The sequence below is a fragment of the Silvimonas amylolytica genome, from assembly GCF_014645555.1.
In the GTDB taxonomy this organism is placed as follows: Bacteria; Pseudomonadota; Gammaproteobacteria; order Burkholderiales; family Chitinibacteraceae; genus Silvimonas; species Silvimonas amylolytica.
Map to the genome: position 1 here is coordinate 366,094 of NZ_BMLY01000001.1, position 18,774 is coordinate 384,867.

The following is an 18,774-nucleotide window of genomic DNA, read 5'->3' on the forward strand; positions in this document are numbered from 1 at the left end:
AAAAACGGGAGGCTAGCCTCCCGTTTTTTATTGTCTACCGTTTCAGTCAGTGAGCTGCCCTGATTGCTCCCGGAAAGGGATCGGACGCCGGCCAAAGTGCGTGCACATCTTGCTGCAGCTGATACAGCATGTAGCGCTCTGTGTTGTCGCCCGGACGATGGCTAACCGCCACGGGTTGCATGCCATTGACCAGAACTGGCAACTGGCCTCCGCGGCTTTGTACCAGTAACCAACGGCAAGACCGGGCCTCCTGCATGGTTTCCAGGCGTCGCGTGCGCACACCATCGTAGTAATCCAGCAAAGCGCGCTGTGGTTCACCCAGCCAGGCGCTGGCGATGCATTCATTCTGTGCTGCGGGTTTATCCAGCGCGGGTTTGAGGGCAACAAACACCTCCCTGTAACGCATACCGAAATCCAGCGCGGGCAACCACAAAGTCGCGATGGCGCCCCACGTCAGCGTAATCAGGAGCATCCAGCGCCAGGCAAAGCCGGCTGGTGTGTTGCGCGGTACGCGCGGCCACAACAGCAGCACCAGAATCACAATCACACCGCAAGCAAGCCAGTGACCAGGGAACCAGGCCGGCGTCCAGCCAGCAAAGACTCTGCGCGTGAGCAAGGCTTCAACAGCTTGCGGTGTACCCGTCGCCAGGGCGTAGCCGCTGACCACGGCACAGGTCAGCAGCAACGCAGCCAGCACCATAACCAGTGTTGATAAACGGGCCCAACCGGGTGAGCCTTCCCGATACATCACCAACCCTGATACCGCAATCAGCACCGTGGGTGCCAATAGTGGCATGGCGTAGAGCTCGCGTGCGTCCGCGGCCAGCACCAGTACCAGACTGTTGATTGCAAAAAACAACAACGCTGGCGCAATGGCAGTAAGTGAAAGTTGTATTTGCCCGCGCCAAGCCCGCCATAAACCCCAAACAGCCAGGGGCCAGGCCGGGAAAGCATACCAGGGCAGTGTTTTCAGATAGAAAAAATGCGTCGCTGCCGGGCCCAGGTGTGCCGTGCCATTGAAACGGCCAAAATTGTTGGTGTTGAACCAAAGCTGGAACAAGCCCGGATCACGTGCATAGAGCTGATTCATCCACAACACGGGCAAAGGCGAACCCACCACCAGCGCGATCACAAAAGCCAGCGCGTATCGACCAGAGCGGTAAGACGGCAAGAACACGGGCAGCAATATGGCGGTTAACCCAAGACACCCAGGACCCAGCAATCCTTTGGCCAGAAAAGCGACCATCCCGCCAAGACCCAGCATGACGCCGCCGGCAAGTGGTCGTACAGGGGCCCAGGTCAACCCGCAGATTCCCCAGGCGATCCCTGCCAGCAGGGCCAGATCAGTCAGCATCTGATGGGCCCGCAAAGGCAAGCCCAGGCAGCCCAATAACAACAGCACCGCCCAGCGGCCGGTACCTTTGCCATAAATACGCCATGCAGCCAGCGCAGTGCCCAGCATGGCCAGCAGCATCCAGAAACCAGCAGTCAGGCGTGCTGCATCGGGTGCACTGAACGCGCCGCCAAACCCCTGCAGGACCCAAGCGGCGCTGATGAAGAAGATCGGCGGCTTTTCCATGAAAGGCTCGCCGGCCAGGGTCGGCACCACCCAGTCGCCGGTTTTGGCAATGTGTTCGATAAGGCCAAAGGTGTAAGCCTCATCCGGCTTCCAGGGTTCATGCCCGATCAAGCCTGGCAGCAGCCAGGCCAACACCAGAATCAGGAACAACCAGCCTGGAATGACGGGCAGACGGTGTGGCAGATCGCTACTACCACGGGACGAAGACGATAAATTCAGGCTGCGCATGCGTTCGATGACAAAACAGGTAAACCGGGCCCGCAAGCCCGGTGCAATCAAGATGGATACGCCACTCGGCAAAAAGATGAGTTATTGGGCGTTTAAGCCCGGTTGCCAGAGCACATCACCCTGACCTTGTGCCCGGTTGGCAACACGCGCCAGCACAAACAACAGATCAGAAAGACGATTGAGGTACTGCACGGCGGCATCTGCGACATGCTGTTCTTTACGCAGGCAAACCAGACTGCGCTCTGCCCGGCGCGCCACGCAGCGGCCCACGTGCAGCAGTGCCGCAGCGCGGGTACCACCCGGCAAGATGAATTCCTTGAGGGGGGGCAGTTCATCGTTAAAGCCGGCTATTGCTTCATCAAGACGCAATAACTGGGTTTGCGTGATGGCCGTGTGGCCGGGAATACACAACTCGCCACCCAGATCGAACAGATCGTGTTGCACCCGTACCAGACAATCACGCAGGGCATCTGGCAACGATTCACACAACAGCACGCCCAATTGAGAATTCAGCTCGTCGACCTCGCCCAGCGCGTGAATACGCAGGTCATCCTTGCCCACGCGTGAGCCATCGCCCAGGCCAGTGGTGCCGTCGTCTCCCGTACGGGTGGTGATCTTGCTCAGGCGGTTTCCCATATGTCTTGCTCCATGTGTTCGAGGTCTGTGGCGGGATCAGGGGGCTTCGTCATGGCCGATGGCGACTTCGACCAGATCAGGCTTGAGGATGGCGTGAGCCGTTTGCGGCGCAATCCCGATCAGAAAGCCACGTTTGCCGCCGTTGAGATAAATCAGGTCCAGATCCATGATGGTTTTTTCCATATAAACCGGCATGGCCTTGCGAGTACCAAATGGCGATGTGCCACCTACCATGTACCCGGAGTGCTTGTTGGCGATATCCGGCGCGCACGGGCGGATGGTTTTTTTGTGCAACAGGCGCGCCAGATTCTTGGTCGAGACCTCGCAATCGCCATGCATCAGTACAATTAACGGCTGCTTGTCATCATCTTCCATCACCAACGTCTTGACGACCGCATGTTCAGGCACGCCGAGTTCACGTGCAGATACTGCGGTGCCGCCCTTTTCTTCGTACTCGTACAGATGCTCGGTAAACACAGCCTTATGCTGACGCAGCACACGAATGGCTGCGGTGACGGGGGCTTTTTCGCTCATCCAGTCCTCACTTGTTGCTACCTGGCTTGATACGCGCCAGTACTTGCCGAAACAACACCAGTTATCCGGCATGCGGAATAACCCGCGAGTTTACCGCGACAGCGAACACTGCGTCTGATTTGTGCACCAGATACGCGCAGACACTTCCGTGGCTCATGCACTTTGCATGCGAGGTTTCTGATAAAATACCCGATAGATTCGCTCAACTATTGTGACCCTATTGGTCTGGATTGCACCTGTGCCCTACGCTTTTGCTGAGTCCCCGTTCTCGCCCCGTTTTGCAACGTTGCCACCGCGCTTCTTTGCACACGTGCCACCCACCCCGTTGACCACCCCACAACTGGTGGTATGGAACAGCGCACTGGCCCGCGATCTGGACCTTCATCCTGATGCACAGGCGCACGCCGGCATCGACGACTATCTGGGTGGCAACCGCATTCTGGAGAACAGCCTGCCCCTGGCCAGCGTTTATTGCGGCCATCAGTTTGGCGTGTATGTATCGCAATTGGGCGATGGCCGCGCAATTCTGATCGCCGAACTCCCCGATGCGCACGGCCAGACCCAGGAAATCCAGCTCAAGGGGGCTGGCCCTACACCATGGTCACGTCACGCTGACGGCCGTGCAGTGTTGCGTTCCAGTATTCGCGAATATCTGTGTTCAGAAGCCATGCATGGTTTGGGCATCCCGACGACGCGTGCTTTGGCACTCGTGGCCTCTCCCACACCAGTCTGGCGCGAGACGCGCGAAACTGCGGCCGTAGTGACACGTGTCGCCCCGACCTTCGTGCGCTTTGGCCATTTCGAGTACTACAGCCATCACGATGAACATGAACATCTGCGCACACTGACTGACTGGACCATCCAGCATTTCTACCCGGAGTGTGCTACAGCGCCCTCGCCGGCTTTGGCATTGCTTGAGGCCGTCATTGCGCGCACTGCCAGGATGGTCGCCCAATGGCAGGCCGTAGGGTTTTGTCACGGCGTAATGAACACAGACAACATGTCTATCCTGGGTCTGACCCTGGATTACGGTCCATTTGGTTTTATGGATGGCTTCAACGCCCGCCATATCTGCAATCACAGCGATGAGAGCGGCCGTTACGCCTATAACCAGCAACCGCAAGTTGCGCTGTGGAATCTCAACGCACTGGCTCAGGCCTTATTGCCACTCATGGATCGCGAAGCAGCCATCGCCGCTCTGCACGGGTTCCAGGCATTGTTTGAAGAAGCCTTTGCCAGCCAGTTCCAGGCCAAGCTGGGTCTAACCAGTTGGCAAGATGAAGACTGGACATTGCTAACTGATCTTTTGAACCTGATGCACGCCAGCCGTACCGACTGGACCACCTTCTGGCGCGACCTGGCCAGCGTGCACGATGGCCGCCCGTTGACCACGCCCTTGCGTGATCGCTTTGTTGATCGCGACACATTTGATGCCTGGCTTGTCACGTATCAAACGCGTGCAGGTGCGCAAACGGGCATCAACCCCGAGGACGTCGCCACCGGCATGCGCGCGGCCAACCCGCTCTACGTATTGCGCAACCACCTGGCCGAAACCGCAATCCGTATGGCGCAACAAGGAGACTTTGCCGAAGTAAAACGGCTCCTTGACTGCCTGGCTCAACCATTTAATGAGCGACCGGAATATGCGTCTTATGCCGAGCCAGCGCCCGATTGGGCCGCCGACTTGTCTGTTTCTTGTTCATCCTGATATTGAGCTGTAATACGCTTGTCAAAAAAACATGCTTATTGTGATTTACGTCACCGTTCAGGGCTGGGATAATCCCGCCCATCCTGCCTCGGTAATCCCCATCTAATGCCTGATCTTTTCAGCGGTATTCCGCTCCATGTGGCCGTCAGTCTTGCGCTGGCGCTTCTGTTTGTTCTGTTTTTCGAATTTATCAACGGTTTTCACGATACAGCCAACGCTGTAGCCACGGTGATTTACACCAAGTCGATGCCGCCGCATCTGGCAGTGGTTCTGTCCGGTATTTTCAATTTCGCAGGTGTATTGCTAGGTGGCCTGGGTGTTGCCTACGCCATCGTTCACTTGCTTCCCGTCGACTTGCTGATCAATGTCAGCACCAGCCATGGCCTGATCATGGTGTTCGCGCTGCTGGCTTCCGCCATTTTGTGGAACTTCGGCACCTGGTATCTGGGCTTGCCTGCATCCAGCTCGCACACGCTGATCGGCTCCATTCTGGGGGTTGGCCTGACTAATGCCTGGTTGACGCATACCTCGGTCAAAGACGGTATTAACTGGGGCAAAGCCGTCGAAATCGGCATGTCATTGATTATCTCGCCTATCGTGGGTGTGGTTCTGGCTGGCGCACTGCTACTGGTTTTGAAGAAGATTCGCCCGGATTCGGGCATGCACAAGACGCCGGAAGAACGCAAAGGCATTGATGGCAAGAAGCACCCGCCGTTCTGGACCCGCCTGGTGTTGATCCTCTCTGCATTGGGCGTGAGCTTCGCCCATGGTTCTAACGATGGTCAGAAAGGCATCGGCCTGATCATGCTGGTGCTGATCGGCATCGTGCCGGCCAAATTTGTGGTGGATCTGGATGCCACGGCCTATCAGATCGAACACACCCGTGACGCCGCCATTCACCTGCGCCAGTTCTATCAACGCAATGCCGCTACGGTCAATGAACAACAGGTCAAGCTGAGTGACTACCTGGCACTGGGTAAGGCTCCGACCAGCGAGTTGCCGCCGCGCTACAAGTGCGACCCCGCGCTGACTGAACCCATGATTGCCGATCTCCTGTCCACGCTGGACGGCGTGCAGTCGTATCGCGACATTACTCCGGAAGCGCGCAACCGTGTGCGCCGTTCACTGTTGTGTCTGGACGATACCGCCAAGAAAGTCGGCAGCATGAAAGCGATCGGTTCGGATGAAAAAGCCGACCTTGGCCGGCTGCGCAAAGACCTGACCGGCACCACCGAATACTCGCCTTACTGGGTCATTCTGGCCGTGGCGCTGGCACTGGGCGTGGGCACGATGATTGGCTGGCGCCGCGTCGTGCAGACTGTGGGTGAAAAAATCGGCAAGCAAGGCATGACCTATGCGCAAGGCTTGTCTGCGCAGATTACCGCCGCGGTTTCCATCGGCATCGCCAATATTTTCGGTTTGCCTGTATCGACCACGCACGTTTTGTCATCCGGCGTTGCGGGTACCATGCTTGCCAACCGCAGCGGCCTGCAAGGTGCGACCATCCGCAATATTCTGCTGGCCTGGGTACTGACTCTGCCTGCCGCCATGGCATTGGCCGCAGGGATGTTCTGGCTGGCCAGTCGCTTCATTCAGTAACTCAGCGGTGGATTACACAAATTGACAGATCAAACGGCGCGAACTAACATCGCGCCGTTTTCTTTTTCGGGGTTCTTCCCTTGGAAATCCAGTTACAACCCGGTTTCGCTTTGCCCGTTTGCTGATCCGGCTGGACCGTGCCTTTAGCCATTGTCCTGCCCAAAACGGCGGGATGGTGTGCGTCCTTGAAGGTTTGTCCTTGCTGGCAAGCCGCGCTTATCCTTCTCCTTGCATTGCGATTATTCCTGATCCTGGCGGCCCAGACCGCCGCGACGACTCGCACGCTGTCGTCACAACGTCATGACACGTTGCTGTAATGCCGCTCATGACAAGGAGATTGCATGTTCAACGTATTCACCTTTGATCTGGCTCATTTCGTCCAGTCCCTCGTCGCCCTCGTTGTGGCGTTTGTCCTTGGTACTGTGATCGGATATGAGCGTCAGTTCCGCCAGCGCACGGCCGGTTTGCGCACCAACACGCTGGTCGCCGTCGCTTCTGCGGCGTTTGTCGATATGGCATTTCGTATCAGCGGGCCAGATGGGGCCATTCGCGTGGCGTCCTACGTGGTTTCGGGCGTCGGTTTTCTGGGTGCGGGCGCCATCATGAAAGAAGGTCTGAATGTGCGTGGCCTCAACACGGCCGCCACGTTATGGGGCTCTGCCGCCGTGGGCGCTGCCGCAGGCGTGCGACAACTTGATGGAGCGCTGCTCACTGCCATTCTGGTGTTGTCCGCCAACACCTTGCTGCGCCCGCTGGTCAATGCCATCAACCGTCAGCCGATCAGTGATCGCAGCAGTGAACTGACCTGGCAGTTGCATGTAGTGGTTGATGGTGATCAGCAAAAACATGCGCTGGCACTGATCGATGCCTTACTTGATCAGGCCCACTACCCGCTCAGCGATATGGATATTGAGCCTTTTGGTGACGATGATGTCGAACTGACCGCCACGCTGCTGGCGACCTCAGCCAATTCTGAAGAACTCGAGCGCATTGCCAAGAAACTCTCCAATCAGCCCTACATCAAACAGGCCTTCTGGAATTCCAGTTCCATGGAGTGAGCGCTGGTCTGGTGCCGCACAAGAAAAAACCGCCTCAAGGGCGGTTTTTTCTACAACAGTGCAGCGGTACTGCGGCTTAGCCAACCACGCGGGCGATCGCGCGTTCAACGCGTGCCAGACCTTCTACGATGTCCGCATCCGGCATGACCAGCGAAGGCGCAAAGCGCAGTACGTCCGGGCCGGCCATCAAAATCATCGCGCCTTCTTCGACCGACAGATTCAGCACATCACGTGCACGACCCTTGTATTGATCATTCAACTCGGCACCAATCAACAGGCCCAAACCGCGCACTTCCTTGAAGATCGGGTAACGCTGCCCAATTTCAGTCAGCTTGCTGCGCACCAGTTCTGCTTTGGCTGCAACGCCAGAGAGCACTGCCGGGTCGGTAATGACATCCATGACGGCGCCCGCTACCGCACATGCCAGCGGATTACCGCCATATGTGGTGCCGTGTGTGCCGACGGCGAGGTGCTTGGCCAGGTTTTCCGTGGTCAGCATGGCGCCGATCGGGAAACCGCCACCCAGGCCTTTGGCCGTAGAGAGGATGTCCGGCGTTACACCGTAATGCTGATAGGCAAACAATTGGCCTGAGCGACCGTTACCACTCTGCACTTCGTCAAAAATCAGGAAGGCATTGTGCTTGTCGCACAAGTCGCGGATGGCTTGCAGGAACGCCTTGTCGGCCGGGGTGACGCCGCCTTCGCCCTGAATCGGCTCGATGATCACACACGCGGTGTCGTCATCGATCAGCGCCTTGAAGGAATCCAGATCGTTGTAGTCGAAGTGGAAAATACCTTCCGGCTTGGGCCCGAAACCATCGGAATACTTGGTCTGACCCCCGACGCACACGGTGAAGAAGGTGCGGCCGTGAAACGAGTTATACGCAGCCAGCACTTTGTTCTTCTGCTCGCCAAAGCGTTCGATTGCAGCGCGGCGAGCCAGTTTCAGCGCGGCCTCGTTGGCTTCCGCCCCGGAGTTGCAGAAGAACACACGCTCGGCAAACGTGTTGTCGACCAGTTTTTTAGCCAAAGCCAGCGCTGGTTCGTTGGTAAATACATTAGAGAGGTGCCACAGCTTGCTGCCTTGTTCATGCAAGGCTTTCACCAATGCCGGGTGGCAATGCCCCAGCGAATTCACCGCGATGCCGCCACCAAAGTCGATATATTCACGACCGGCCTGATCCCACACGCGGCTGCCTTCGCCACGCACAGGCACAAAAGCTGCGGGCGAGTAATTAGGCACCATGTATTGATCAAAATCGGCTCTGGTAAAAGACATTGCAGTTCCTTTTTGCGTGATTCGGATAAAGATCGGGCCAATCGCGCCCGTTGGCGTTCATTCTAACTGTCATGACGCAAAGCAAAAACCATAAATGCGAAAAGGTGAGCCGGTTTCACCGCCGAACGGAACGCCTGGTAAGCGCTGCAAATGAAAACGGAGCCCTGGAGGCTCCGTTTTTTTTGTGACTGATTGCGAATCAGGATGATTTGATGGTGGTGCTTTCACCCGCGAGCAACAGCCAGGTTTCGATCACCGTATCCGGATTAAGCGAGATGGTTTCGATCTCTTGCTCCACGAGCCACTGCGCCAGATCGGGGTGATCCGACGGGCCTTGACCACAGATGCCCACGTACTTGCCGCGCGCACGGCAAGCCTTGATCGCCATCGACAACATGGCTTTGACGGCCTCGTTACGCTCATCAAACGAAGCTGACACCGGGCCGCCGGAATCGCGGTCAATCCCCAGCGTTAGTTGGGTCATATCATTGGAGCCAATCGAGAACCCGTCGAAGTAATCCAGGAAGCGATCGGCCAGCACGGCATTGGACGGGATCTCGCACATCATGATCACACGCAGGCCGTTTTCACCTCGCTTGAGGCCATTTTCTGCCAACAGTTCGATGACCTTTTCCGCTTCGGCCAACGTGCGTACAAACGGGATCATCAACTCGACGTTGGTCAGCCCCATCACGTCACGCACCTTTTTGGTTGCGCGGCATTCCAGCTCGAAGCAATCACGGAACGACGGGTCGATATACCGCGAAGCGCCACGGAAACCGAGCATCGGGTTTTCTTCATGCGGCTCATATTGCGGGCCACCCAGCAAGTTAGCGTACTCGTTGGACTTGAAGTCCGACAAACGCACGATCACCTTGCGCGGCCAGAAGGCGGCTGCCAGCGTGGCGATCCCTTCTGCGATCTTGTCGACGTAGAAATCCACCGCCGAACGGTAGCCGGCAATGCGATCTTCCACTTGCGCCTTCAGGCCAGGCTCCAGATTGGGGTACGCCAGGAGCGCCTTGGGGTGGACACCGATCATGCGGTTAATGATGAACTCCAGCCGCGCCAGGCCCACGCCCTCGTTGGGCAACTGGCAGAACTCGAACGCCAGTTCCGGGTTGCCGACATTCATCATCAGCTTCACAGGCGACTTGGGCATTTGCGCCAGAGAAACATCCACGCGTTCGAACTTGAGCAGGCCCTGGTAAACAAAACCACTGTCGCCCTCTGCACACGATACGGTTACTTCATCGCCTTCGCGCAGAATCTGGGTTGCATCACCGCAGCCCACCACCGCCGGAATCCCCAACTCACGTGCAATGATGGCCGCGTGGCAGGTACGACCGCCTCGATTGGTCACAATCGCCGCTGCGCGCTTCATCACCGGTTCCCAATCCGGGTCGGTCATGTCAGACACCAGAATATCACCCGGCTGTACGCGATCCATCTCGGTTACATCACGGACGATACGTACCTTGCCAGCTCCGATCTTCTGGCCAATAGCGCGACCTTCGGTCAGCACATTGCTACGTTCCTGCATGCGGAACTTGGTCAACTTGTCCGTCGCCTGTTCTTGCGACTTCACGGTTTCCGGACGCGCCTGCAGGATGTACAGCTTGCCATCCACGCCATCACGCCCCCACTCGATGTCCATCGGGCGGCCGTAGTGTTGTTCGATGATCAACGCGTAATGGGCCAGTTCTTCGACCTCGGCATCGGTCACAGAGAATGCACGACGCTCAGCCGGATCAACGTCAACGGTCCGCACAGACTTGCCGGCAACCGCCTCGGTGTTGAATTCCATCTTGATCGCCTTGCCACCCAGATGCTTGCGCACAATCGCCGGGCGACCGGCTTGCAGTGTCGGCTTGTGAACATAGAACTCATCCGGGTTTACAGCGCCCTGCACCACTGTCTCGCCCAGGCCATAAGAGGCCGTGACAAACACCACCTGATCGAAACCGGTTTCAGTATCGATCGAGAACATCACCCCTGCCGCGCCCTTGTCAGAGCGCACCATGCGCTGCACGCCGGCCGACAACGCAACCAGCTTGTGATCAAAGCCCTTGTGCACGCGGTAAGAGATCGCCCGATCGTTATAGAGCGAGGCGAACACTTCCTTGATTGCATGCAGAATGTGTTCGAAACCCTGAATGTTGAGGAAGGTCTCTTGCTGGCCCGCGAACGACGCATCCGGCAAATCCTCAGCGGTTGCCGAGGAACGCACGGCCACAGTGACGTTGTTGCCCAGTTTTGCGTAGTGCGCCGCGATTTCGTCTTCCAGCGCCTTGGGGAAAGGTGTGGCGACAATCCACTCACGAATCTGCTTGCCAACAGTCGCCAGGGCTTTAACGTTATCGACGTCCAGGCCATCCAGCGCGGCATCAATCCGGCCGGCCAGACCTTCATGGGCCAGGAACTGACGATACGCATCAGCCGTTGTGGCAAAACCACCGGGCACACGCACGCCTTTTTCGGCCAATTGGGAAATCATTTCTCCCAGAGATGCGTTCTTGCCGCCGACCTGTTCAACCTGGTGCATGCGCAGTTGTGCAAAGTCGATGACTTGCGCGTTGCCGGTTGCGGTGACGTCGTGGTTCGGAGTGGCGTTCATCAGCGGACCTCGTCAGAATGTTGCGTTGCAGAATGGATTCCTCTCATTCTAGGCTGGGGCAAACCGTCGCATAGTTGGCGAAATCCTTTACGGGAAAATCCCGCATCGGGAAAGCCCCAACTCTCGCCAATAGTCTGATTTTTATTGAGTTTATGTTACGTGTACGCGATATGAACTATCACAATTGTGTGTGTCAATTGCAATATCTGACACACAGTTGTCGCCCAAACGGTGCGTTTAGGGGTTTCGGCAATATGACACTTTGCTAACTCATTTATGCTGGATAAATTTATCTCTCTGAAATGACGGCCCTACGGAGCTGCTGAACCATGCCGCGTACCGCGTTTTTTGTCTCAGACCGCACCGGGATTACCGCAGAAATGCTCGGGCATTCGCTTTTGACGCAATTTGATGACGTCAATTTCCGCCGCATTGCCCTGCCGTTTATCGATACACCAGAAAAGGCGCTTGAAGCCGCCGCCCGCATCCGCGAACAGGCCGCCGCCGATCAATGCCGCCCCATTGTCTTTACCACCATGGTGGATGAATCACTGCGCAAGATCACCCATGTGCCAGAAGCGCTGACGCTGGATTTTTTTGAAATCTTTATCAGCCCGCTGGAACAGGAATTGGGGCGCGAATCTTCACATACCGTCGGCCGATCTCACGGTATTTCCAATTTCGAGGAATACAAAACCCGGATTGACGCTGTTAATTTCGCCATTAGTCATGACGATGGCGTCATGCCGCGAGATTTGAACGAAGCAGACATTATCCTGATTGGCGTTTCGCGCTCGGCCAAAACACCCACATGTTTGTATCTGGCGCTGCAATATGGCATCAAGGCGGCCAATTACCCGCTCACACCCGAAGACTTTGGCGCACATACCTTGCCACGCTTGTTGCTACCGTATCGCACCAAACTGTTTGGCCTGACGATCGACCCCGATCGGCTGGCGCAAATCCGCGAGGAACGCAAACCTGGCAGCCGTTACGCCGCGCTGGATAACTGCCAGTTTGAGGTGTCTGAGGCAGAGGCGCTGATGCGCCACGTCGGCGTGCCGTATCTGAGTTCGACCACGCGCTCGATTGAAGAACTGGCCACTACCATCATGCATCGCACCGGGCTGACGCGACGCACTTTCTGACCTGTAACGCAGTCCCTTGGGTAGCTTCATGATCCGCACCGCTTTTTTTGTCTCTGGCCGTACCGCCATCACCGCAGAAATGCTGGGACACAGCCTGATTACGCAGTTCGATGACGTGAATTTCCGCCGCATTGTGCTGCCGTTTATCGATACCGAAGAAAAAGCACTGCAAGCCGTTGCGCAGATCAAGGCGCAGGCCGCGGCAGATCAGTGCAGGCCGGTTGTGTTCTCTACCTTTATCAGTGAAAACCTGCGCAAGCTCTTTGTGATTGAAGAAGCGCTGACGCTGGATTTTTTTGAGACCTTTATTGGTCCGCTGGAAAAAGAACTGGCGCGCCAGTCCAGCCACACCGCCGGCAAAGTACACGCCATCACCAATTTTGAAGAATACAAAGACCGGATCGATGCGGTGAATTTCGCCACCACGCATGATGATGGCGGTATGGCCAAAAACCTGCAGGACGCGGATGTCATTCTGGTCGGTGTATCACGTGCGGGCAAAACGCCAACGTGTCTTTACCTGGCACTCCAATATGGCATCAAAGCCGCCAACTACCCATTCACGCCGGAAGACTTTGCCGATCACCGCTTGCCCAAGCCGCTGCATCCGTTCCGCAACAAGCTGATCGGCATTACCATCGAACCCGCGCGCCTGTCGCAAATCCGGCAGTCTCGCAAACCGGATAGCCAGTATGCGCAGCTATCAACCTGCGAACAGGAAGTGGCTCTGGCAGAAAGCCTGATGCAGCATGAGAACATCCCGTTTTTGAATACCACGCGGCTGTCGATTGAAGAGTTGTCGACTACCATCATGGTCAAGGCAGGGCTGAAGCGTCGCTGCTATTGATAAGGCGTGCCGCCAGTCTTGCAGTGCGCTCCGCCTGTCTACCTCACCCCACTTACAGCAAATGACATCGACAACTTCCGCGCCTGCGCCGGAGGCGGTACACTCTCGCCTTTGAACGTCCGGCCCGAAGCCATTTATGTCCCGATCCCGTAGCGAAGCCTCTGCTTTTGAATTCAAGAATATCGGGCTCAAACTGCTGACCTTTGTGCCAGCCACCACCGATATCGCCGCGCTGGAAGCCGCGCTTCAGGCCAAACTGGGCGGCCGGGATCATATGCTGTCTGGCGATCAACTCGCTATTGATTTCAACCAGTTACCGCAAACTCCCAGTGCAATTGAAGTCACTGCCATGGTCAATGTGCTGCGTCAGTTCAGCTTGCAGCCCGTGGGCGCTTATGGTGGCAATGAAGCGCAGCAGATTGCCGCGCGTGAAGCTGGCCTTGTGGTGCTGTCGGATGAGGGCGTTAGCCTGCCTGCGGCGACTCCGGCTCCGGCACCCGCTGCGCCGGTCATTGCGGAGCGCACGCCCACCATGGTCATCACCCGCCCGGTCCGTACCGGTCAGCAGGTGTACGCCAAAGATGCCGATTTGATCGTCATGGCACTGGTTTCCAACGGTGCCGAAGTCATCGCGGACGGCAATATCCACGTGTATGCACCCTTGCGCGGTCGCGCACTGGCTGGTGCCCGGGGTGATGCCAACGCCCGTATTTTCACCACCTGCATGGAAGCAGAGCTTGTTTCCATTGCCGGTATCTATCGCACGCTGGACGAATCTTTGCCGGCCTCGCTCAAATCGAAGCCGGCGCAAGTGTTGCTAAACGAAGACAAACTCGTGATTGAAACACTGACGCTGTCGTAGGCAAAGCCAGCAACTTATATACATGTACAGTCGGATTGCCGACTGCATCACTGACCGAATCCAGACCTACAGGGGATTTTTTGTGGCCAAAATCATTGTTGTCACCTCCGGCAAGGGCGGCGTGGGTAAAACCACTACCAGCGCTAGCTTTGCATCCGGGCTTGCGTTGCGCGGCTTCAAAACTGCCGTGATCGATTTTGACGTGGGCCTGCGTAACCTTGACCTGATCATGGGTTGCGAACGCCGCGTGGTGTATGACTTCGTGAACGTCATCCAGGGTGAAGCCACCCTGCGTCAGGCGCTGATCAAAGACAAGAACTGCGACAACCTGTTTATCCTGCCTGCCTCGCAAACACGCGACAAAGAAGCGCTGTCCAAAGAAGGCGTGGAAAAAGTCCTCAAGGAACTGACCCACGACGGTTTTGACTACATCATCTGCGACAGCCCGGCTGGTATTGAGACCGGTGCCTTCCTGGCGCTTTACTTTGCCGACGAAGCCATTGTGACCACCAATCCGGAAGTCTCCTCGGTCCGTGACTCTGACCGGATCATCGGTATTCTGGATGCCAAGTCCCGCAAGGCCGAAGAAGGTGGTAGCGTGAAGACGCATCTGTTGATCACCCGTTATTCGCCCAAGCGTGTGGATAGCGGCGAGATGTTGTCGCTGGATGATGTTCAACACCTCTTGCGCATTTCGCTGATTGGCGTGATTCCGGAATCCGAATCCGTGCTGCAAGCATCCAACGCGGGTACGCCGGCCATTCATAACGAAGGTACGGATGTCTCGGAAGCCTACAAAGACGTCGTTGCCCGTTTCCTGGGTGAAGACAAGCCGCTGCGTTTTATCGAAGTCCCGAAGCAGCCGTTCTGGAAGCGGTTGTTCGGAGGTTAAGCCATGTCGATCCTGAGCTATTTCTTTGGCGAGAAGAAAAAAACCGCCAGCGTGGCGCGAGAGCGTCTGCAAATCATTCTGGCGCACGAACGCGCTGGTCGTGATGCACCGGACTATCTGCCCCAGTTGCAAAAAGAGTTGATCGACGTCATCTCCAAATATGTCGCCATCAACGCCGATGACATCAAGGTACAACTCGAGAAGAAAGATGATTTCGAGGTACTGGAAGTGAACATCGTGTTGCCTGAACCCGCGCGCCGCTAAGCACGCCGCGCCTGACAGGCATAAAATAAGTCACTGTTAACGTGACCGGCAGAGAGGCGATCGCCTCTCTTGTCTTTTGCGCAGCGGGTAAACCCGCTGTGCCGATGTGGGAATACACACTATGTCAGTAGCCATCAGAACACCGGAAGAAATCGAAAAAATGCGCGTAGCCGGCCGGCTCGGCGCGGAATTGCTCGATTTCATCACCCCGCACGTGCAGCCAGGCGTGACCACCGAAGAGCTGGATCGCTTGTGCCATGAGTACATGGTCAACGTGCAAAAAACCATCCCTGCCCCGCTGGGTTACCAGCCGCCGGGGTATACGCCGTACCCAAAGTCCATCTGCACGTCGGTCAACAACGTGATCTGTCATGGCATTCCCAATGACAAACCGTTGAAAAATGGTGACACCGTAAACATCGACGTCACGGTGATCAAAGACGGCTACCACGGCGATAACAGCCGCATGTTCATGGTGGGCGACAAAGTCCCGGCCCATGCCAAACGACTGGCGCAGGTCACCTTTGACAGCATGTGGATCGGCATTGAGCAGATCAAACCGGGCGCACATCTAGGCGACATCGGCGAGGCCATCCAGCGTTATGCCGAGAAAGCCGGTTATTCAGTCGTGCGTGAGTTCTGCGGCCACGGCATTGGCGATCACTTTCATGAAGATCCGCAGGTACTGCACTACGGCAAAGCGGGGACGGGTATTGAGCTGAAACCGGGCATGATCTTTACCGTGGAGCCCATGATCAATCTGGGCAAGCGCGAAATCCGCGCCATGCCGGATGGCTGGACCATCGTCACCAAAGACCGCTCGCTCTCCGCCCAGTATGAACACACCGTGCTGGTGACTGAAACCGGTTACGAAATCCTGACCATGTCGGCAGGCGTACAGCCCAAACCTGAAAAATACCTGCTCGGATAACCGGAACGCTCATGACCGCCCTGCGCTCAGTCATCGCCCTGCGCGAACATCACGCGGCCCAGAAAGCCGAACTGCACCGCAAGTTCAGTAACCCGGCCAAAGCGGCACCACTGTTGCAGGCGCTGGCGCATCTGACTGATCGCACCCTGATCGAGTTGTGGGACCGACACGGGTTTGAATCTGACATGTTGCTGGTGGCGGTGGGGGGTTACGGGCGCGGCGAGTTATACCCGTATTCGGATATTGATCTCTTGATGCTGTTGCCAGATCAGCCCTCCCCGGCCTTGCTGGAAAAGCTGGAAATCTTCATCGGCGAGTTGTGGGATATTGGCCTGGAAGTGGGCCATAGCGTGCGTACCCTGCCCGATTGTCTTGCGGAAGCGGAAAAAGACATCACCGTGCAGACGGCATTGCTGGAGTCCCGTTGTCTCACGGGTGATCGGCAACGCTTTACCGAGTTTCGCGATACGGTGCACCGGCATATTGATCCAAAAGAATTTTTTGACGCCAAACTGCTGGAACAACAAGCCCGGTATGCGCGGTTCCAGAATGCCACCTACAAACTGGAACCCAACGTCAAAGAAGCACCAGGCGGTCTGAGAGACTTGCATTTGATCGGCTGGATTGGCTCGGCATTGGGCTTGGGCAACAATTGGCGCAAGCTCGCGGCACTGGGCATGCTCACCCATGAAGAAAGCCAGAAGCTGCGCCGGGCAGAACGTGTGCTGCGTTGTATTCGCATTCAATTGCACTGGACGGCCAAGCGCCACGAAGACCGCATCCTGTTTGACTATCAGAACCCGATGGCGGCTGATTTTGGGTATGTCGACAACCAGAAGCAGCGCGCCAGCGAACAGTTGATGGCGCAGTACTATCTGGCCGCGCGTATCGTTAGCCAATTAACGCCGTTGCTGGTGCGAGCGTTGCGTACGCAGATTTTTTCGCAGATTGGGGTTGAGGTCACGCCACTGAACGAGCGGTTCCAGTTGCGTGGTCCGGTGCTGGAAATCACCCGCCCGGATGTTTTCCAGCAAGACCCATCGGCCATTCTTGAATTGTTCCTCGTTTTCGAGCAAGAAAACTACGCGGCCGACATTGCGCCCGAGACGCTGCGCGCGCTGTGGCATGCCCGATCACGCATTGACGATGAATTCCGCGCCAATCCACGCAACAAAGAACTGTTTATCGATTTATTCCGTCAGCCTGCGGGGCTGACACGCATCATGCGGCGCATGAACCAGTACGGCGTGCTGGGGCGGTACATCCCCGAGTTTGGCAAGATTGTCGGGCGTATGCAGCATGACCTCTTTCACGTGTACACCGTGGACGAACACACGCTCATGGTGCTGCGTAACGTGCGCCGCTTTGCGGTTGCCGCATTCACGCACGAATATCCGTTCTGCTCCCGGCTGATTGCCGAGTTCGACCGACCCGAAACCCTTTATATTGCCGCCTTGTTCCATGATATCGGCAAAGGCCGTGGCGGCGACCACTCTGAACTGGGCGAGAAAATTGCCGCAGACTTCTGTAACGAGCACCCGATTGATCCGGAAGACCGCAAACTGATTCCGTGGTTGGTGAAGCATCATCTGGTTATGTCATCGTTCGCGCAGAAACGTGACGTGTACGATCCGGAAGTCGTGGAAGAATTTGCCAATCTGGTCGGCGATCAGCGCCACCTGGTTGCGCTCTATCTGCTGACGGTCGCCGATATTCGCGGCACCAGTCCCAAGGTGTGGAACGCCTGGAAAGCCAAGCTGCTGGAAGACCTGTACAAAGCCACCCAACGTTTCCTCTCTGCCCGCAGCATGCCTGTGCAATCCTGGCTGGAAGACCGCCAGGCCGAAGCGCTTCGCCTGTTACGCCTGTATGGGCTGCGTGATGACGCGCATCAGACGTTCTGGGATCAACTCGACACGATCTACTTCCTGCGCCATGACGCGCGCGAAATCGCCTGGCACACACGGCAGCTGTTCTCCCGTATTGATACCGACGTGCCGGTGGTGCGCGCCAAATTGTCAGAATCGGGTGAAGGTCTGCAAGTCCTGGTATACACCAAAGATGCCGCAGATCTGTTCGCACGCATTTGCGCTTTTTTTGAGAAAGCCGGTTACTCGATCTTTGATGCACACATCCACACCACACGCCACGGCTACGCGCTCGATAGCTTTTATGTGTACATCCCTGATCATCAGAAGGATGGCTATCGCGATCTGATCGGCTATGTCGAGTACGAACTGGCCAACCAGATTGCCCGCCAGGCCCCCCTGACGCCGCCCGGTAAAGCGCGCTTGTCACGGCAACTCAAACACTTTCCGATTCAACCACGTGTGGAAATCAGCGCGGATGAACGCGGCGGCAAATATCAGGTACTGTCAATCACCGCAGGTGACCGCACAGGTCTGTTGTCGACCATCGCCGGCATCCTGGCAGCCAACCGGATTGAGATCCAGTCGGCCAAGATCATGACGCTCGGTGAGCGGGCTGAGGATAACTTCCTTATTTCTGGGCAGATTCTGGGCGATGAGCGCTCCGTGCGACACCTCGAAGGTGATTTGCTGGCGGCACTGCAACTGTAGTCCAGCGGTCCAG

The 18,774-nt window shown here is 56.8% G+C and carries 15 protein-coding genes; 10 read left to right on the forward strand and 5 right to left on the reverse strand.

The genetic code is table 11. The features are described 5' to 3' along the window. Positions 1-46: 46 nt before the first annotated feature. From IEX44_RS01665 to ybaK, 3 genes are read right to left on the reverse strand one after another with little or no spacing between them, the layout of a single operon-like run. Entirely contained in the window at positions 47-1,858 is a 1,812-nt protein-coding gene (locus tag IEX44_RS01665; RefSeq protein WP_188688063.1) for an ArnT family glycosyltransferase, read from the reverse strand. Between the two features lie 30 nt (positions 1,859-1,888). Then, on the reverse strand, positions 1,889-2,443 hold the full coding sequence (locus IEX44_RS01670; RefSeq protein ID WP_188688065.1) for a cob(I)yrinic acid a,c-diamide adenosyltransferase: 555 nt from the start codon (positions 2,441-2,443) through the stop codon (positions 1,889-1,891). A gap of 36 nt (positions 2,444-2,479) precedes the next feature. Next, a complete protein-coding gene (gene ybaK, locus IEX44_RS01675) occupies positions 2,480-2,977 on the reverse strand; it encodes a Cys-tRNA(Pro) deacylase (RefSeq protein ID WP_188688068.1) in 498 nt (165 codons plus the stop codon). A 238-nt stretch (positions 2,978-3,215) separates the two neighbouring features. On the opposite strand from ybaK, the gene IEX44_RS01680 reads away from it, so the two are divergent. From IEX44_RS01680 to IEX44_RS21355, 3 genes are all read left to right on the forward strand, one after another. After that, positions 3,216-4,685 carry a protein adenylyltransferase SelO gene (locus tag IEX44_RS01680; protein WP_188688070.1) on the forward strand — a complete coding sequence of 490 codons (1,470 nt, stop codon included), beginning with the start codon at positions 3,216-3,218 and terminating at the stop codon, positions 4,683-4,685. A 105-nt stretch (positions 4,686-4,790) separates the two neighbouring features. Next, a complete protein-coding gene (locus tag IEX44_RS01685; protein ID WP_188688072.1) occupies positions 4,791-6,284 on the forward strand; it encodes an inorganic phosphate transporter in 1,494 nt (497 codons plus the stop codon). A 341-nt stretch (positions 6,285-6,625) separates the two neighbouring features. Beyond that, positions 6,626-7,342: an MgtC/SapB family protein gene (locus tag IEX44_RS21355; protein WP_188688073.1), complete on the forward strand. Its 717-nt coding sequence runs from the start codon at positions 6,626-6,628 to the stop codon at positions 7,340-7,342. 76 nt (positions 7,343-7,418) lie between these two features. On the opposite strand, the gene IEX44_RS01695 is transcribed toward IEX44_RS21355, so the two are convergent. Continuing rightward, a complete protein-coding gene (locus IEX44_RS01695) occupies positions 7,419-8,621 on the reverse strand; it encodes an aspartate aminotransferase family protein (RefSeq protein WP_188688075.1) in 1,203 nt (400 codons plus the stop codon). A 199-nt stretch (positions 8,622-8,820) separates the two neighbouring features. Then, a complete protein-coding gene (ppsA, locus tag IEX44_RS01700; RefSeq protein ID WP_188688077.1) occupies positions 8,821-11,238 on the reverse strand; it encodes a phosphoenolpyruvate synthase in 2,418 nt (805 codons plus the stop codon). A 329-nt stretch (positions 11,239-11,567) separates the two neighbouring features. On the opposite strand from ppsA, the gene ppsR (IEX44_RS01705) reads away from it, so the two are divergent. From ppsR (IEX44_RS01705) to IEX44_RS01735, 7 genes are all read left to right on the forward strand, one after another. Further along, on the forward strand, positions 11,568-12,386 hold the full coding sequence (gene ppsR / locus IEX44_RS01705) for a posphoenolpyruvate synthetase regulatory kinase/phosphorylase PpsR (protein WP_188688079.1): 819 nt from the start codon (positions 11,568-11,570) through the stop codon (positions 12,384-12,386). Between the two features lie 28 nt (positions 12,387-12,414). Beyond that, complete coding sequence (gene ppsR / locus IEX44_RS01710; protein WP_188688081.1) at positions 12,415-13,233, forward strand: posphoenolpyruvate synthetase regulatory kinase/phosphorylase PpsR; 819 nt, start codon at positions 12,415-12,417, stop codon at positions 13,231-13,233. A gap of 136 nt (positions 13,234-13,369) precedes the next feature. Further along, positions 13,370-14,095 (forward strand): septum site-determining protein MinC, encoded by a 726-nt coding sequence (gene minC, locus IEX44_RS01715; RefSeq protein ID WP_188688083.1) that lies wholly within the window; start codon positions 13,370-13,372, stop codon positions 14,093-14,095. 82 nt (positions 14,096-14,177) lie between these two features. Further along, positions 14,178-14,987 carry a septum site-determining protein MinD gene (gene minD, locus IEX44_RS01720; protein WP_188688085.1) on the forward strand — a complete coding sequence of 270 codons (810 nt, stop codon included), beginning with the start codon at positions 14,178-14,180 and terminating at the stop codon, positions 14,985-14,987. A gap of 3 nt (positions 14,988-14,990) precedes the next feature. Beyond that, the gene (gene minE / locus IEX44_RS01725; protein WP_188688086.1) at positions 14,991-15,251 is read left to right on the forward strand and encodes a cell division topological specificity factor MinE; all 261 of its coding nucleotides are present in this window, start codon (positions 14,991-14,993) and stop codon (positions 15,249-15,251) included. 121 nt (positions 15,252-15,372) lie between these two features. After that, the gene (map, locus tag IEX44_RS01730) at positions 15,373-16,182 is read left to right on the forward strand and encodes a type I methionyl aminopeptidase (RefSeq protein ID WP_188688088.1); all 810 of its coding nucleotides are present in this window, start codon (positions 15,373-15,375) and stop codon (positions 16,180-16,182) included. A gap of 11 nt (positions 16,183-16,193) precedes the next feature. Next, positions 16,194-18,761 carry a [protein-PII] uridylyltransferase gene (locus tag IEX44_RS01735; protein ID WP_188688091.1) on the forward strand — a complete coding sequence of 856 codons (2,568 nt, stop codon included), beginning with the start codon at positions 16,194-16,196 and terminating at the stop codon, positions 18,759-18,761. The last annotated feature ends 13 nt before the right edge of the window (positions 18,762-18,774 follow it).

What these genes read in the sequence shown, in the direction of transcription:
- minE (WP_188688086.1), top strand. Translation starts at nt 14,991, where the DNA reads ATGTCGATCCTGAGCTATTTCTTTGGCGAGAAGAAAAAAACCGCCAGC.
- ppsR (WP_188688081.1), top strand. Translation starts at nt 12,415, where the DNA reads ATGATCCGCACCGCTTTTTTTGTCTCTGGCCGTACCGCCATCACCGCA.
- minC (WP_188688083.1), top strand. Translation starts at nt 13,370, where the DNA reads ATGTCCCGATCCCGTAGCGAAGCCTCTGCTTTTGAATTCAAGAATATC.
- ppsA (WP_188688077.1), bottom strand. Translation starts at nt 11,238, where the DNA reads ATGAACGCCACTCCGAACCACGACGTCACCGCAACCGGCAACGCGCAA.
- map (WP_188688088.1), top strand. Translation starts at nt 15,373, where the DNA reads ATGTCAGTAGCCATCAGAACACCGGAAGAAATCGAAAAAATGCGCGTA.
- ybaK (WP_188688068.1), bottom strand. Translation starts at nt 2,977, where the DNA reads ATGAGCGAAAAAGCCCCCGTCACCGCAGCCATTCGTGTGCTGCGTCAG.
- ppsR (WP_188688079.1), top strand. Translation starts at nt 11,568, where the DNA reads ATGCCGCGTACCGCGTTTTTTGTCTCAGACCGCACCGGGATTACCGCA.
- IEX44_RS01695 (WP_188688075.1), bottom strand. Translation starts at nt 8,621, where the DNA reads ATGTCTTTTACCAGAGCCGATTTTGATCAATACATGGTGCCTAATTAC.
- IEX44_RS01735 (WP_188688091.1), top strand. Translation starts at nt 16,194, where the DNA reads ATGACCGCCCTGCGCTCAGTCATCGCCCTGCGCGAACATCACGCGGCC.
- IEX44_RS21355 (WP_188688073.1), top strand. Translation starts at nt 6,626, where the DNA reads ATGTTCAACGTATTCACCTTTGATCTGGCTCATTTCGTCCAGTCCCTC.
- IEX44_RS01670 (WP_188688065.1), bottom strand. Translation starts at nt 2,443, where the DNA reads ATGGGAAACCGCCTGAGCAAGATCACCACCCGTACGGGAGACGACGGC.
- IEX44_RS01685 (WP_188688072.1), top strand. Translation starts at nt 4,791, where the DNA reads ATGCCTGATCTTTTCAGCGGTATTCCGCTCCATGTGGCCGTCAGTCTT.